A 16,627-nucleotide genomic window follows, 5' to 3' on the forward strand; every position below is an offset into this window, starting at 1 on the left:
AACGCAAAAGAATAGTGTCCGATAATGAACAGTATGTCCGATAATGGAGTTGTGAAGGGAAAATGGACAGAGTTCGTTAAGAACTTTGTTATTAATGGAGGCAAAGATAATAAATACAAAGGATACGCAATCAAACATGCGATAAAATTCATCTTTTGTCCTCTTTTTCTCCTCTTTCACCAAGGATAATGCGATAAAGCCGGATTCCGTAAAAGTACCACAAGAGAATTGGCTGGGGAGGAAACAGGGGGAAATCCTGTCGGAAATAAGCAGTTTTTAATTAAGTGACTTGGCTGTTACAGGTTTATTTGCCGTCTGCTTTAGCTGACGGATTAGTAAAGGATGTATATCTTTGGACTTTAGTCTCATTTTATATCTTTCTATTTAAGAGAAATGTGGCTAAAGCCTAAAAGAGAGAAATGGCTTGTAAACCGTCAGCTAAAGCAGACGGCAAATTAACCTGCAACAATTAAATCTTTCTGTTTCATGGATAACTCCATTATTTCTATAGCAACATTCATTTTCCTGAGTTCTTAACGAACTCCATTAAATCAGAGGAAATGGCCTCCTACAAATTATCGAATACGCTGTATTTCCGGTAATACGGTAGTTAATCCACTGATTGAGGGTGAAGAACAGAGAGTGAACAATTTATATTAACTAATATCAAAGAACAAAAAGAAGTAAACCATACTCCCGAAAACGGAGTATTTATACCGATTTAAAGGATATTATGCTGAAAAGTTATACCCTGCTTCTACCGCAGAACTACGTCTCCAGCCAAGTATCCCGAACACTTGTTTTAAAAACGATTTAAACCTGTAGTATATGAATAAAAGTAAATTGATCGGACAAATAGCCGCAGACACCGGCATGACGAGAGCAGCGATAAAGGCGGTACTCAACTCCTTCATCAACAATACCACCGAAGCCCTGCAAGAGGGAGATACGGTCGTATTCCAGGGATTCGGTACCTTCCTGCCCTGGGAGCAGACCGAACGCCCCGCCCGGAATCCACAGACCGGAGAGCCTGTGATGATCAAGCCGCGTACCTCCGTCAAGTTCCGCGCCGGCTCAGACCTGATAAAGGCGCTGAACAAATAATTTTACACATTCTCAGGCAATCAGCTTCCCTGAAACACAGATTTACTATCTTTGAAGAGCTTATCGGCAGATAATACTTATGTGAAACTTTAAAGAGATAGAAATGAGAAGCTTATTGATTGTTTTGATGATCGGGGCGTCATCCGTTATGGCTCAGAATGAAAAGATCGACCTGTCCATCGCCCAAAAGATCAAACAGGAAGAACGGTTGAACTCCGATATAGAGCGGCTTTCCTACCGTTTGCTGGACTATGCCGGTCCACGCCTGACCGGTTCCGACGGAATGGAAAGAGGCTATAAAGTGGCAAAAGAAATGATGGAGGAATACGGGTTATCCAACCCCCGCATTGAATTTGCCCGCGACTGGCCCCGGGGTGGCTGGGACATACAAAAGGCTTATGCCGCCATGACCGTCCCCTACTACATCCCGATCTTCCCCGCCCCCGTTGCCTGGACCAACGGCACCAATGGCCCTGCCAAAGGCGAAGTGACACTGATCACAGCCAAAGACCGACAGGAGTTGCAGGCTTTGAAAGGAACATTAAAAGGCAAAATCGTATTGATGCCTTCCGTCACGGAATACCAAATCAGCTTCGAACCGATGGCACGCCGCCACACCGAAGAATCCCTGAAACAAACCGCCGAGTATCCAATCACCCAAGTACAACCACGCCGGCGACGTCCTGCCCCAGCCATCGAGGCAGCGAACTGTCTTATGCAGAAATACTCAGTTTCGTCCATCAGGAAGAACCGGCTGTAATCATTCATGAATCGGGCAGTTACAGCGTACCGGGACTGAATTTCCACAAACTGGAAGAAGCCGGTCCCGTCCCCTGCGAACTGAATATCTCCTGCGAGAACCACGGCCTGATGGAACGCCTGATCAAAAACGGCGAAAAGGTGGAGATGGAAGTCGACATTGCCGTCAAGTTCGAATCCGACCGCAAAATATATAACGTCATAGCCGAACTACCCGGTACCGACCCCAAACTGAAAGACCAGTTGGTCATTATCGGCGGCCACCTCGACTGCTTCCACATGAGCCCGGGCGCCGGCGACAATGGTGCGGGCTTTATCGCCATGCTTGAAGCCATGCGTATCCTCAAGACAATCGGTGTCCAGCCCCGCCGGACCATCCGGGTTGTTTTCTGGGGTGGCGAAGAAGTCGGATTGCACGGTTCTACCGGATATGTGGAGCAATTCGTACAAGACCCGAAAACATTGGAGAAAAAGAAAGAATATGACAAAATATCAGTCTACTTCAATTCGGATTACGGTCCCGGTAAGTTCCGCGGGATATTCACCCAGGACAACCTGATGGCTCACTCGATCTTTATCGACTGGATGCAACCTTTCCTGGATACAGGTTTCACCACCGTCTCAAACCGGAGCGTGGGAAGCACCGACCATGTGCCTTTCGACAATGCCGGAATCCCCGCTTTCCAATTCATCCAGGACCCTATGGAATGGGGACGCCATTCCCACCGCACACAGGATTTCTCTGACCGTCTGGTGTTGGACGATATACGTCATAATGCGGTGATCGTAGCCTGGTTTGCCTATAATGCAGCGATGAGGGATGAGAGGATGCCGAGGAAATAAGTGAATATAGAAATAATTGAGCTATCTGCTAATTATAAGATGAACCAATTAGTGACGGTGCCTTCAGGCTGTAGGCCTGTAACAAACTAACCCAGGGTTCTAACCCTGGGCTCCCTTGAATCCTTCTCTTTCTGAGGTACCCTGTAGGGGTGCGACAAGACGAAAAGGCTTGATATTTATCTTGTACCGCCCTTACAGGGCGGAAAGGCAGGAGCGAGTTCTCATAAACCCAGGGTTAGAACCCTGGGCTGGTTTGTTAAAGCCTTACAGGCTTACATTGACACCGTAAGGGCGGTTCGCGAACGACGCTACATTCAAATTTGATAAATTCTGTACTATCACTTATCCCCTACTACAAATGTATAATCACCCGATCCGACCTCTAAACAGGTAAAGCCATCGACATAGCCGAGATTTTTTATATCCTGTATAACATTCAACGAACAACCGCTTTCCATTATCTTTGAACCGGTCGACGAGGGAAGGCATATCTGCGCTGTTGTATTGGCCGGAATTTTTACCCGAAGTTCAAAGGTATCTCCCTCCTTCTTCCAGTTACTTACGATTGTCCCGTTTACAGATTCATAGCTGCAATTCACCCAGTTCAGATCGCCAGCCGGCTGCGGCTTGATCATAATTTTACTGAAACCGGGGGCCGCCGGGGTGATTCCGCCTAAAGACTGGTACATCCACTCGCCCACACTACCGAACATCGGATGGTTTTGTGAAAAGACATTATCCGAATACCTCCAGGTTTCCCACAATGTAGTTGCACCGGATTCCAGCATATGGCCCCAACCCGGAAAGTCTTTCTTGGTTACCATTTCATAGGCTATATCATTCCGGTTGTTCAGACGCAGCACTTCAAGTACAGCGGGAACTCCGAAGATGCCCGAAGCGACATGCCCGTTCCACTTATCAATTGCCTGCAACAGAATATCGAAAGCTGCCGCCCTTTCATTTTCCGGAATCAGGTCATAGAACAAGGCGAAAGCCTGTGCTGCCTGGGTACAATTACCTACTTTCCCGGTTCCGGCTTTCAGGAACTCTTTTATGAAAGCCTCCTTTATCTCTGAAGCCAGTTGAGTATATATCTGTACATCTTTTGTCTGTTTCGTCAGGGAAGCAAACTCTGCCAGTAAAATCACATGATGATAATAATGGGCCGTTGCGAACAGGGCCGGAATACGTTCCTCCAGACTTTCATGGTCATTGATACACATCCTTATCCTGTTCCCTTCCGCTTTCGAACGGAGAAACTCCACCTGTTTACGTAAAGCCGGGTAAAAGGCCCTAATAGTTCGCAGGTCACCGTAATATTCGTATAACTGCTTCTGCATGAAAGCAAAAGCCAATTGCCAACCGACCGGACCGGAATCGTCACCCAATCCCTCAGCAGCAATCCCGTTATAAGGAGCTGTTTCCGTCATTCCGCCTTCGGGACGCTGATCGTTCGCAAAATCCTGAATGGCTTTCCGATAGAAATTCTCCATATCATAGAACCAGCAGAATGTCCTGGCAGTACCGACGATATCACCGCCATAACCAAACTTTTCACGTGCCGGACAGTCGGACTGCACACTGAACAGATTACTGTGAAATGTATAATCAAGCACTTTGTCCAAACGGTTCAACATCGGATTGGAACATTCGAAACACCCTGCCTTCTGCAAATCCGCACTCAAACGAACCCCTTCAATATCTGCCAGAGACGGCCGGTCGGGCCACCCGGTTACTTCAATATACCGGAAACCGTGGAATGTAAAGCGGGGCGACCATATTTCCTCGCCTTCGCCTTTCAAAGTATAGACATCTTCCTGCCAGGCCGTCTGAGGCTGTCCGGGCATGCTCCAGTCGGCATTCCAGACTTTCTTCTGTTGCCCGGCAACCGAGGTCATGACATTCAGGCTACCATCCGAATAGACATCTTCCCCGTAACGGATTTTCACGGTTGTTCCTTTCGGACCTCTTACTTTGATACGTGCTACACCGGCAAAGTTCTGTCCCATATCGAATATAAACTCTCCCGGACGACACTCCGTCATCCTGACCGGTTTAATGACTTCAAGAACCCGGACAGGCGGCTGCATCTGGGCACTCAGTTGCCCGGCCGGTATTTTCGGTACCAGTACAGCCTGTTTCCAGCGGCTGTCGTCGAATGTTCCGGTATCCCAACCGGGAATCTCGCTACGGGCATCGTAATGTTCCCCCAAATAAACATTATTGCGCATAACCGGACCAGTAGCCGTCTTCCAGCTTTCATCGGTACAGACAGTCTCTACCGAACCATCCGTATATAGAACACGAAGCTGCGCCTTCACACAAGGCCGGCCAATAGTCAGGTATTCTCTTAACGGCTGAAAAATGCGGATAGGCAGTGGGTTATAGAATCCGTTTCCCAACATAACGCCAACCGTATTCTTTCCGGAGGCGATCAATGGAGTAATATCATATGTACTATATAATATTTGTTTCCCGTAATTGGTCCAACCCGGATCGAGAACATGGTCACCGACACGTTTTCCGTTCACACTGGCCTCGTAATATCCGATACCGGCTATATATAAACGGGCTTCGCGTACCGGTTTACGCAATTGGAAATCCCTGCGGAAGAGCGGGGCGGGATCATCTTTATAGAAATCCTCTTCCTTTTCCGGCGCATTCGAGCCGTCTGCGATCCATTCGGCTTTCCAATCTGCCGGAGACAACATAGCTGTCTCCCACCAGGCTGTCCGGCTCCAACCGGAAACTTCGCCGTCCTGATTATAGACACGAACCCGCCAGTAGTAACGGGTGAAAGGTTTCAACTTCTTACCGGCATAAGTGATATTCACATTCTGCCGGCTATTAACCTTTCCGCTTTTCCATACCAGTCCTTTTCCATTCAGAAGGTCGTCTTCATTCAAAGAGACCTGTATCTCATAAGCCGATTGCAGCTGATTACGGGCTTGCGACTCCAACTGCCATCCAAGCACCGGGGTAAGAGCATCCGTACCCAGCGGGTTTTCCGCATACTCGCAGGTCAGTTTCTTCAACTGTAAAGGCTCGGCTACTGCAAACCATGCAAAACCAGCCAGGAGACAGATCAAAAGTCCTGTTCTTCTCATTATAGAGTTGTTATTCATTATTCGTTTATTCCTGATGTTACATTAATTTAACGGGGCCCAACATACCTGTCGGTGCCCATTTCTGATGATGGGTCCATGCCTGCCCTATTTTGTTTTCGGGCGTAGCTTTCAGATAATTACCGACGGTTGTCGTGATCTTTATCTGCAATGATTTGACCGGTGCCTTAGCCAAATGTTCCGGCAGCTGATACACACGGTTTCCATACCATTTGCATCCCAGGTTCTCCCCATTCAGGGTTACTTCCGAAACGCCATATACTTTCCCTAAATCCAGGTAATTGAATCCTGCAGCATTATCGACCGTCTTTTCATAATACAGGTCGCCGGAAAACGATTGTGTTTCCGGGTTTGCAGAGAAGTCCACCAACGTATCCAGCTCACGTTTGGCCGACTCGCCATTGATATGCGCCATTCTGACCGTCCATCCGTTCAGTTCGACCGGAGACGAACTCTGAAGCGGCAAAGCCGGAATGGAGATCTTCGCGCCTTTCGTTTCCTCAAAAACAATCAGTTTGGATGCGGCCGGCCCCAGGTCGATCTGTAAAGTGGAACCGGAAGAGACCGGATAAGGTGTCCGTTCGCCTGTTTCCGGATTCCATAACCAAGGTGTTCTGCCATTCGCCTCAAATGTTGCCTGTATCCGTATTTCATCCTCCGGATTACAATTTGTAATAAAGTAAATGTCTTTATCTTTCGTCTGGTGACGAATCTGGCTGATGTAAGGACTCGGTGCATCGATCTTCATATAAGGAACAATGCCGCATTGCTGCTGTACCTGGCGGAACCATGGGATCATCTCAACCGGAGCCTCTACGGAAAATACCTGCGAAGGATAAGATTCCCTGATCCGGCCGATCGCCTGTCTGACTCTTTCATCGTTTGCCTGATGATCTTTAAACCCGGGAGATTTATAAGGTTCTTTACCGACAAAGATCAGTTTACCTCCGGCTTTAACGAATTCAACCAGTGTTTCTGCGGTTGTCGGCATCATCGACTCAACTTCCAGCAGCATCAATGTATTATATTTCCTGTTATTGAAAACAAGATTGCCTTTCTTGAAACTACTTTGCTGAATGATATTCTCACTTATGTAGTCACAACTATTTCCGTTCTGATGGATTGCTTCCCACACATGATATTGATAAGACGGATAATGCAGGCTGGGGAACGGATCACGCTGTGGTCCGTGTATCGTCCACATATCAGCCAGCGGATGCATCACGGCAATATCAGCAAAGAAATCGGATTCCTGAAGGACAGTCGATACACGGCTTTTATAGGTTGCCCACAAATTGAAATAAGGCCACCAGCTATTCCGTTCGTTCAGAAATGCACCGTACATGATCCAACCGGGGAACGGCACTTCCAGCGGACTATAATTAAAACCGTGCAGGATCGAATGGGTCACACCGGAAAGGTTACTCTGGTCGCCCGTCATCTTTATTTTTTCCAACGAGGCATTAAATGCATTGTTGGTATTGGTTATCTCCTCGCAGCTGACCAGTCTCTTACCGGAATAATGTGCCGCCGATGCCACAAATTTATTCACATTCGTATTTGTCGGTGACTTCACAAAGGCATCCTTATCACAACTGTCCGCATTCCAAAACCAGGTCTCGCATTCGGGAATATCGACTTCCAGAGAGGCTTCCAGAGGATGGAATTCACGGCCGTAAGCCTGAACCCTGGATTTAAAATTATATTTATTACACCATTGCGTATAAGGTTTCAGGAAACGGTCCCTGACAATATCCATACAGGTGACAAAAAAGTCATAACGAACGCGATCGACTTCTTCTTTCGCCTCTCCGGAGAGGGTTGTTGCTGCCGCTCCTTCGATCGCATGCCCCATATGCCCGACTTTATACAAGATAAAAGGCAGATAAGGAGTTACGTCGTATCCCCTACGCCGTTGAAATTCTTCTGCAAAGTCATGACACCAGTTCGCTCCTTCCAGTTCCATACTGTCACAGAACATAGCCCTGAATCCTTTCAGACCCTGAATCGCCGGGAACAGATGATCCGACATACGATTCAGAAATTTCTCTACCGCAACCTGGTTATAATGGTTCAGAACAGGTCCGGCGGCACCGGGAGCCCCATTAATCACAGCCTGGAAACCAGTGACCTTGACCAGGGCATACAGAATATGTTCGCCTTCCGGCAATTCGACAGTGATCACTTCCGCTCCTTTTTCAAAAGGAATGTCTTTACCCGGAGAGAATGTATTCATTTCCACAGGGGCCAAGCACAATGAATGTAATTCACTGGTCGATCCTTCATACTTAGAACCGACTTGCGGAGAAGCATCTTTCAGCAAATCGGCTGTCTTCAACTGAATTTTACCAGGGCCTTTTACTTTCTGGGCCGTCTGTGTCATTAATTGGGTTTGCTCCTCCGGTTGCAGAAATTCTCCGCCAAATGGCCAGCCGGATCCCACGATAATATCGCAGATCATCCCACGTTCTTCAGCCCCTTTCAGAGCTGTTTTCACCATTTCTATCCATTCGGGACTCAGCCATTCCAATGACGGGATCCCCAGGTCGTCTCCGCCAGGAAACCTGATCGGATTGATCTCGACACCACCGATACCGGCAGCTTTCATTATATCCAGTTCACGGAGAATCTCTTTAGCTGTTACTTTATCCCCGTTCCACCACCAGCGGACAAACGGCTTGGAAGTAACAGGAGGGTTCCGGAACAGCATAAACAAACTGTCATCTTCATTTTCTCTACTGTCAATAAACCGGCATCCTTGCATAAAAGGAATTCCCAACACTGATATCACACTCGACTTGATAAAGGTTCTTCTTGAAAGGCTCATATTCATCTGTATATTGATTAGCAAAAAGTTAGATTTGTAAATGTAGAAAAAAAACTTTATTATAAATACATAATCCCAACACGAAAAAAGATAAAATAATTCAAACCTTACCATTGTGTCATTTTTTGTAAACATTTAATATCAATAATACAACATACATCCACCCGGTAAATAGTAATTTTACCAACTATTTATAAGAAAGAATACTTTTGATAAAACACTTATTCATATTTTATAGAAACATGAAAACGACCTTAAAAACACTTATATTAAACTGTTTACTTGCCAGTTGTTTTATAACAGTCCACGGACAAGATTTTTATGCCAGCCAGCGGGCATCCTGGTTGCAAAAAGCAAAAGAAAGCATTCCTCAACTGACCGTTACAGAAAAAAAGCCGATCGGTTTAGTACATATAATAAAAGATGAAAATGCTTTCCAGCAATACAAAGCAGAGCAAACAGCACCTATAAATACACTCTACGATAACTCTTTTAAAGAGACAAAAGCCGTCATTGTCGATTTCGGAGAACACATAACAGGTAGTTTCAGTTTCAGCACAGAGTTGCTAAAAGCCGAGGCAGACGCACCGGCACGCTTCAAACTTACATTCGGAGAAGTTCCTTCTGAACTGGTAACACCTTTCGATCCTTATCAGGGAGGACTCAGCCGTGCGTGGTTACAAGATGAAATAGTCACCATGATGACAATGCCGTCAACGATCACCATTCCACGCCGTGTATCCTTCAGATATGTAAAAATAGAACTTATCGCGACTCCTCCCGGATATGATTTCTGTATCTCCGGAATGAAATGCGACGCTGTTACTTCTGCCGTCAATACGCCCGGAGAATTATCGGCCGCCACGCCACAGATATTTAAAGATATAGACCGGGTTAGTTTAAATACCCTGAAAGAATGTATGCAAACCGTTTACGAAGACGGTCCCAAAAGGGATCAGCGTCTGTGGTTAGGCGACTTGTATCTGGAAGCATTGGCTAACAACTATTCCTTCAAACAATACAATCTGACCAAACGCTGCCTCTACCTGCTGGCCGGACTAAGCGAGTATAACGGAAAATTAAACGCAACTGTTTTTGAAACCCGGGAGCCCAAGCCCCAGGCAAAACAACATTTATATGATTATTCTTTCCTGTTTGGCGTTACCCTCAAAGACTATTTGCAGGAAACGGGAGACAGAGAGACAGCTGAGGACCTTTGGCCCGTTGCAAAAAAACAATTAGAATCAGCTTACCAATACCTGCAGGATGACGGAACAATGGATTACGAACGGGCATCCCGTGAATGGTGGATATTCTTCGATTGGAAAGACGGATTACACAGAGAAGTTGCTTTTCATGGCGTTACTGCTTTTGCTTTCAAAGAGACCTACGAACTGGCTAAATTACTGAACAAAGAAAATGAAGTCGCCCAACTTCCAGGACTCATCAAAAAGATGAAAAAAGCTGCCCGAAAGCATTTCTATAATCCTAAAACGAGTTTATTCACAGGCAAATTGAATGATCAGGTTTCTTATGCTTCCCAGATATGGATGATACTGGGAGAAATACCTACACAAAAAGAAGCTCAACGATCTTTAAAAGCCTTGAAAACAACAGAAAATGTCTGTACTCCGGGAGCACCTTACCTGTTCCATTATTACATTGAGGCCCTGATCAAAAGCGGAATGTCGCAAGAAGCCCGAGATGAAGTAGCGGAATACTGGGGAGGAATGATCCACAAAGGCGCTGATACATTTTGGGAAGTTTATGATCCTAAAAATGAGTTTTTATCTCCATACAACTTTTTCCCGGTCAATAGCTATTGCCATGCCTGGAGTTGTACGCCAACGTATTTCATCCGGAAATACCCTGAGATATTCCAGAAATAAACTTATATTTGTCTCTGTTCTAACTGAAAAACAGAGACATTATGAAAGTCAGAAACTCGTCAATTCCGCCTGACAGCTTGATAAATAAATATCTTCCGGCGAACTATTCGGATTCATTTGAATGTGAAATAATCTCAGACAAAGAGATCACCGCAGATGATATTCAGATTTCGCTCTGGACAGATATGCCAGATTGGGTTAATCAGCTTTTCAAACTGCGTAACCTTTTGGTTAAGCCATTCGGACTGAAAGGAGGAGAAGATAAAATTCAGGATTTCAAGGAAAGCATCAGATCCGGGGGAAGTTGTGGTTTTGCTGCTGTACCGGACAAATCACCACAGGAAACGATCGTACGATTGGATGACAAACACCTGTGTGCCTATTTATCTGTGCATATAGAAAACCTCGAAGAGAATCGCAAAAAGGTAAGAATCATTACAGTTGTGCATTTCCATTACTGGCTGGGATATGTTTATTTCTATACGATATGCCCGTTTCATTATCTGGTGGTCAGGAATATTCTTAAATACACGTTGAAAAAGTTCATCTAGATTTATTCCGGTATATAAAAGCCTGATCTTATCACCTACTAAATATCAACACCTTACAACAACACAAATCATTCACTGACCGAATTTTGAAAGATTTTGACCGATAGCTGAAACTCTTTCAGGGCAGGATTATATTTCTTTGCCAATGAAAAATCTATATATCATGAAGAACGTGTTTTTAATATCTGTTTTATTATCCGCATTACTGGGAGCCTGTACACCGGCAATGCAAAAAAGTGAACTATTCATGGAATTGCCGGATGATTGTCCGACACCCGACGGGATGGCAATTGCCCCTAATGGCGACCTGATCCTGGCCTGTCCGAACTTTGCCGATTTATCGAAACCCGCCTGCCTGATGCGGATCACTAAAGACGGGAAAATCAGTAAATGGATGAATGTACCCGTATTAGAAGAAACAGGTTGGGCTGCTCCCATGGGAATCACCTTCGATGATGAAGGGAACTTATTTATTTGTGACAACCAGGGATGGAGCGGAACTGATAAGGCCAGAAACAAAGGCCGAATCTTATGCTTAAAATTAGATGGCTACGAACTGAAAGAAGTTATCGAAGTAGCCACCGGTATGGAACACCCCAACGGCATCCGCTTCAGAAATGGGAAATTATATGTAACGCAAAGTTCCCTCTCCTCCATCCAGGATCCGTCCGGACTACTGGTAAGCGGAGTCTATTGCTTCGACAAGAACGATAAGAATATAAAAGTAACCAATACAAAAGCTGATAAAAACCTGCTCACAACCGTTATTACGAAAAACAAAGAAGTTCAGTACGGACTGGATGGAATCGTATTCGATAAAGAAGACAATTTATATGTAGGAAATTTTGGAGACGGCACCATTCACCGAATAACCATGGATTCCGATGGCAACGTTATCGGAAATGAGATATGGGCACAGGACCCGTCTCAACTACGCACCACCGACGGAATGTGCATGGATGACGACGGAAATATCTGGGTAGCCGACTTTTCTGAAAATGCAGTAGCCCGTATAGACAAGAACGGCCGCATTCAGCGTATCGCCCAAAGTCCGGATTGCGACGGCAGCGACGGCGGTCTGGACCAGCCGGGAGAACCGATCGTCTGGAACGGCCAGGTGATCGTTTCCTGCTTCGACATCGTGACAGGTCCCGACAAAGTAAATACCAAACACGACAAGCCTTTTACACTGGCTAAATTACAATTGAACTAACAGATCATAAACCTAAATAACATGAAACACTACTTATCTACATTTGCAGGTTCGGCAATATGCGGAGGATTTGCTTTCGGCATCTGGCCGGAACTCTGGAAAACATACGGTTTAATGGGAGGCTGGCTGGCTGCAACCCTTATTATCGGGATCATGTGGTACATGAACCATTATAACGGAGCCATATTAAATCCGGAAGGAAAAATATGGCTGGATCAGGGATGGTGTATCGGCTCTGCCGGCATAGCCTGGGGAATCGTCCGTTTCCAGGGTGATTTCACTCAGTTTTTCCTGGCTGTCCCCACTTTGTTTTGTTGTCTGATCGGAGGTACTTTAGCCGGAATAACTATCTGGATGATGCGTTCATGCGGTAATCGCCTGTCAAAAGAGGAGGATACAATATGAGCGAGTGGTTACAAACTTACAATGAATTGTTCGGCATGTACAATGCCGGTATCATAACCAGTATATTCGGTTCTTTCGCCGTCACTTTTACAGTTATATTCTGTTGGCCCAAACTGGTGAAAGATTTTGGAGCAAAAGGCGGATTTATTGCGGCTGCCTTAATTATAGGAACATTCTGGCTGGTGAATCACAAATTGCCCGGTTTCGGTTTCTCTAACGGTTTAGCTACCGATGTAAACGGATTACCCATGCAATTCAGCCTCATCCATCAGGGAGCCCGCGGAAGTGCCCCCTGGGTGGATATGGGCTGGGCTATCGCTATGGGATTTGTCGTATGTGATACACTCTGCGCTCCCAAAGGGAAACGTTTGGGATTATTGAAAGAGGCTTTCCCACGTTGGGCCGTTATTATTGCCGGCGGGATAGCAGGAGGCATTCTGGTCGGACTGACCGGATATACGAATGCTGCATTATAAATAAAATTCAAAGACCATGGCAAAATACGTCATTGCACACGATTTAGGAACAAGTGGCAATAAAGCCACTTTATTCAATGAAGAGGGCATGCTGGTTGCATCCCGTGTCGCCTCTTACCAGACCGTTTATGCCGCCGGTAACCGGGCGGAACAGGATCCGGCGGACTGGTGGAAAGCCATAACAGAAACAACAAATGCATTACTCCAACTCGTATCACCCGAAGAGATCGCCGGAGTTGCCCTGAGCGGCCAGATGATGGGATGCTTATGTATCGATAAAAAAGGGACTCCGCTTTCTCCCCACTTGTTGTACTGCGACCAGCGTTCACAGGAGGAAGAATCTTTCCTGTGCGAAAAAATAGACCCGCTTCATTTCTATGAAATAACAGGACACCGTATCAGCGCCTCCTATTCAATAGAGAAATTAATGTGGATACGGAAACATATGCCGGAAGTTTTTGCAAAACGTACAAAATGCTGAATGCAAAAGACTACATCAACTTCCGCCTTTGCGGTACGATCGCCACCGACCCGTCGGATGCTTCCGGAACAAATGCCTACGATCTGAACAGATGGTCATGGAGCGAAGAGATCATAGAGGCAGCCGGACTGGATATCTCCCTCTTCCCGGAAGTCCGTTCTTCTATTGATGTTATAGGAGAAGTAACGGAGGAAGCAGCCAAAGCCACCGGACTCCGTAAAGGTACACCGGTTATCTGCGGAGGAGGCGACGGCAGTTGTGCCGGAGTCGGCGTAGGTTGCGTAGCCCCGGGGACATCCTACAATTATCTGGCTCCTCCTCATGGGTTGCCCTGACGGTGGAAAAGCCGGTTGTAGACGAACAACGCCGTACTATGAACTGGGCACATGTCGTGCCGGGCATGCTGCATCCGTCGGGAACTATGCAGACGGCAGGCGCTTCCTATAACTGGATGGTGCAACAACTCTGCCTGTTTGAACAGGAAGAAGCCAGAATCAGGAAAGGGAATGTGTACGAACTGATCGACGAACAGATACGGAAATCTCCGGTAGGCTCCAACAAACTGCTGTTCCTGCCTTACCTGATGGGCGAACGTTCTCCCCGCTGGAACGTAAATGCCAAAGGCGCTTTTATCGGACTGACAGTAGGACACACGCATGGCGATATGCTCCGTTCCGTCATGGAAGGTATCACCCTGAACCTGGGACTTATCGTCAATATATTTCGCAGCCACGTCCCCGTAGAAAATATGACGGTAATAGGAGGCTGTGCCAAAAATCCGATCTGGCAGCAGATGATGGCCGATATTTATCAGACTGAAATAAAAATCCCGAACTATCTGGAAGAAGCGACCTCCATGGGTGCCGCCATCCTGGCAGGGATCGGAGCCGGCTTATTCAAAGATTTCAGTGTAACCGACCGGTTTATCCATATCGACAAAAAGATCAGCCCTATCCCCGCCAATGTTGAGAAATACAAAGAATTAATTGCTGTTTTCGACCGGACGTACAATCATTTGAAAGATGTTTATACAGATCTGTCGGATTTAAATCTATAAGAATGAATATGAAAGGAAAAATGAAAAGCGTAATCGCAACAGCTCCCGGCATAGTAGAAATCCGGGAAATAGATATACCTGTTATCACTCCGTACCAGGCCCTGGTAAAAACAGAAATGGTCGCTTTGTGCAATGCCACCGATAGCAAACTGATAGCCGGGCATTTCCCGGGGGCAGATCGGTTCCCGATGCTTTAGGCCATGAAAATGTCGGCATTGTAATAGAAGTCGGAAGTAAAGTTCGAAATTTCAAGGTAGGCGACAGGGCGATCGGCGGATTGAATGCCACCTTTACGACACTGGGGCTGAACAGTGCCTGGGGCGGTTTCAGTGAATATGTCGTAGTAAACGATTTCGAAGTTTTGCAGGAAGAAGGCCTTGCCACTCCGGAACAAGGCTGCTGGGACAGCTTCGAAATACAGAATGCAATACCGGCCGATATACAGCCGGAAGAAGCGGTCATTGCCTGTACCTGGCGTGAAATAGTGGGTACATTCAAAGACTTCCGCCTGGAACCGGGAAAGAAAGTGATGGTATTCGGTGCCGGTCCTGTCGGGTTGAGTTTTGTGAAACTCGGCAAACTATTCGGTCTCGGACAAGTGGATATTGTCGACATGCTACCTGCCAAACTGGAACTAGCCAGACAAATGGGTGCTGATAATGGCTATACGCCGGCTGAGATTGCGACACCCGAATTTATCGCTACCGCAAATCGTTCATACGATACGGTCATCGACGCTGTCGGCCTGCCTTCCATCGTCCATTCGGCCCTGCCCCTTATAAAAATGGCCGGAGATATTTGTGTATATGGGGTAATGACAAAGAATCCGACGATCGACCTGGACCAGGCTCCTTACAATTTCAACCTGTTCATCCACCGCTGGCCGACCCGTTCGGAAGAGAAACGGGCAATGATAGCGCTGACCGAATGGATACGCGAAGGCCGGCTGTCCGCATCCGATTTCATCTCCCACCGCTTTAAGATAGAACAAATAAACGAGGCCTTGGAAGCCATAAAACGTAACGAAGTTATAAAAACAGTTTTAACATTCTAAACATCATTTATCATGAACGAAATAATAGCGAACTTATCAGTAAAACAATTGGCAGGAATGATCGACCATACTTTCCTGAAACCTTTCGGCACAGCAGAAAACATTGAGAAACTATGTGCCGAAGCACGCAAATACGAATTCGCCATGGTTGCCATCAATCCGGCGGAAGTAGAAACCTGCGTCAAACTGCTGGAAGGTTCGCCCGTCCGTGTCGGTGCAGCCATCGGCTTTCCGTTAGGACAGACCACGACCGAATGCAAGGCTTTCGAAACACGCGACGCTATCGCTAAAGGAGCAACAGAAATAGATACAGTAATAAATGTACGCGCGTTACAAAAAGGCTGCCTGGATATTGTAAAGAAAGAAATCGAAGAGATGGTTGCCATCTGTAGACCGGCAGGCGTTATCTGCAAAGTAATTCTGGAAACCTGCTATCTGTCGGATACCGAAAAGGAAACAGTCTGCCGGATAGCCAAAGAGGCTGGAGTTGATTTTGTTAAGACCTCGACAGGTTTTGGAACAGCCGGTGCGACAGTAGAAGATGTAGCCCTGATGCGCCGTGTAGTTGGTCCGGAAATCGGAGTAAAAGCGGCTGGCGGTATCCGCGACCTCGATACTGCTTTAGCCATGATCAAGGCAGGAGCAACCCGCATCGGTACATCCAGCGGAGTTACTATTGTGGAGGCTTATAAAAGTGCTATTAAGTGAAAATCCCCACTAGCATGGGGATAATTCCCCATTGCAAAGGGGATTATTCCCCACAAATAAAAAATAAGTGGGGAAAAATGACTTCCGTTTGCCAATTCCGGCAAACCAATAATAACAAAGAAGGGAGTAATAGAA

At 46.4% G+C, this 16,627-nt stretch carries 14 protein-coding genes and 1 pseudogene; 13 read left to right on the forward strand and 2 right to left on the reverse strand.

The genetic code is table 11. The features are described 5' to 3' along the window. Positions 1-828 precede the first annotated feature (828 nt). The 3 genes from DXA15_RS12970 to DXA15_RS12980 all read left to right on the forward strand — a co-directional run bounded on the left by DXA15_RS12970 (position 829) and on the right by DXA15_RS12980 (position 2,706). Positions 829-1,104 carry an HU family DNA-binding protein gene (locus DXA15_RS12970; protein ID WP_128134309.1) on the forward strand — a complete coding sequence of 92 codons (276 nt, stop codon included), beginning with the start codon at positions 829-831 and terminating at the stop codon, positions 1,102-1,104. 103 nt (positions 1,105-1,207) lie between these two features. Continuing rightward, the gene (locus DXA15_RS12975) at positions 1,208-1,864 is read left to right on the forward strand and encodes a hypothetical protein (protein WP_128134310.1); all 657 of its coding nucleotides are present in this window, start codon (positions 1,208-1,210) and stop codon (positions 1,862-1,864) included. A gap of 110 nt (positions 1,865-1,974) precedes the next feature. Then, a complete protein-coding gene (locus tag DXA15_RS12980; RefSeq protein ID WP_128134311.1) occupies positions 1,975-2,706 on the forward strand; it encodes a M20/M25/M40 family metallo-hydrolase in 732 nt (243 codons plus the stop codon). Positions 2,707-3,044: 338 nt separating this feature from the next. Here DXA15_RS12980 and DXA15_RS12985 read toward each other — a convergent pair whose 3' ends face one another. Beyond that, complete coding sequence (locus DXA15_RS12985; RefSeq protein WP_128134312.1) at positions 3,045-5,813, reverse strand: family 78 glycoside hydrolase catalytic domain; 2,769 nt, start codon at positions 5,811-5,813, stop codon at positions 3,045-3,047. 37 nt (positions 5,814-5,850) lie between these two features. Continuing rightward, the gene (locus DXA15_RS12990; protein ID WP_233567248.1) at positions 5,851-8,658 is read right to left on the reverse strand and encodes a glycosyl hydrolase; all 2,808 of its coding nucleotides are present in this window, start codon (positions 8,656-8,658) and stop codon (positions 5,851-5,853) included. 242 nt (positions 8,659-8,900) lie between these two features. On the opposite strand from DXA15_RS12990, the gene DXA15_RS12995 reads away from it, so the two are divergent. From DXA15_RS12995 to deoC, 10 genes and pseudogenes are all read left to right on the forward strand, one after another. After that, a complete protein-coding gene (locus tag DXA15_RS12995) occupies positions 8,901-10,547 on the forward strand; it encodes a family 78 glycoside hydrolase catalytic domain (protein ID WP_128134314.1) in 1,647 nt (548 codons plus the stop codon). A 41-nt stretch (positions 10,548-10,588) separates the two neighbouring features. Continuing rightward, positions 10,589-11,098: a DUF2867 domain-containing protein gene (locus DXA15_RS13000; RefSeq protein ID WP_128134315.1), complete on the forward strand. Its 510-nt coding sequence runs from the start codon at positions 10,589-10,591 to the stop codon at positions 11,096-11,098. Positions 11,099-11,261: 163 nt separating this feature from the next. Beyond that, positions 11,262-12,311: an SMP-30/gluconolactonase/LRE family protein gene (locus DXA15_RS13005; RefSeq protein ID WP_128134316.1), complete on the forward strand. Its 1,050-nt coding sequence runs from the start codon at positions 11,262-11,264 to the stop codon at positions 12,309-12,311. A 21-nt stretch (positions 12,312-12,332) separates the two neighbouring features. Beyond that, positions 12,333-12,716 (forward strand): electron transporter RnfD, encoded by a 384-nt coding sequence (locus DXA15_RS13010; protein ID WP_128134317.1) that lies wholly within the window; start codon positions 12,333-12,335, stop codon positions 12,714-12,716. Continuing rightward, a complete protein-coding gene (locus DXA15_RS13015) occupies positions 12,713-13,192 on the forward strand; it encodes a hypothetical protein (protein WP_128134318.1) in 480 nt (159 codons plus the stop codon). The genes DXA15_RS13010 and DXA15_RS13015 overlap by 4 nt, the downstream gene beginning before the upstream one ends. Before the next feature lie 16 nt (positions 13,193-13,208). Further along, a pseudogene (locus DXA15_RS26480) lies at positions 13,209-14,008 on the forward strand (FGGY-family carbohydrate kinase). Positions 14,009-14,010: 2 nt separating this feature from the next. Further along, positions 14,011-14,730: an FGGY-family carbohydrate kinase gene (locus DXA15_RS26485; protein ID WP_233567249.1), complete on the forward strand. Its 720-nt coding sequence runs from the start codon at positions 14,011-14,013 to the stop codon at positions 14,728-14,730. 2 nt (positions 14,731-14,732) lie between these two features. Then, positions 14,733-14,927 carry a hypothetical protein gene (locus DXA15_RS26490; RefSeq protein ID WP_233567250.1) on the forward strand — a complete coding sequence of 65 codons (195 nt, stop codon included), beginning with the start codon at positions 14,733-14,735 and terminating at the stop codon, positions 14,925-14,927. 80 nt (positions 14,928-15,007) lie between these two features. Further along, positions 15,008-15,784 carry a zinc-binding dehydrogenase gene (locus DXA15_RS13025; RefSeq protein WP_233567251.1) on the forward strand — a complete coding sequence of 259 codons (777 nt, stop codon included), beginning with the start codon at positions 15,008-15,010 and terminating at the stop codon, positions 15,782-15,784. A gap of 12 nt (positions 15,785-15,796) precedes the next feature. After that, positions 15,797-16,492, forward strand: coding sequence for a deoxyribose-phosphate aldolase (deoC, locus tag DXA15_RS13030; protein ID WP_128134319.1), 696 nt, complete (start codon positions 15,797-15,799; stop codon positions 16,490-16,492). The last annotated feature ends 135 nt before the right edge of the window (positions 16,493-16,627 follow it).

The sequence above is a fragment of the Parabacteroides sp. AM58-2XD genome, from assembly GCF_003463685.1.
In the GTDB taxonomy this organism is placed as follows: domain Bacteria; phylum Bacteroidota; class Bacteroidia; order Bacteroidales; family Tannerellaceae; genus Parabacteroides; species Parabacteroides segnis.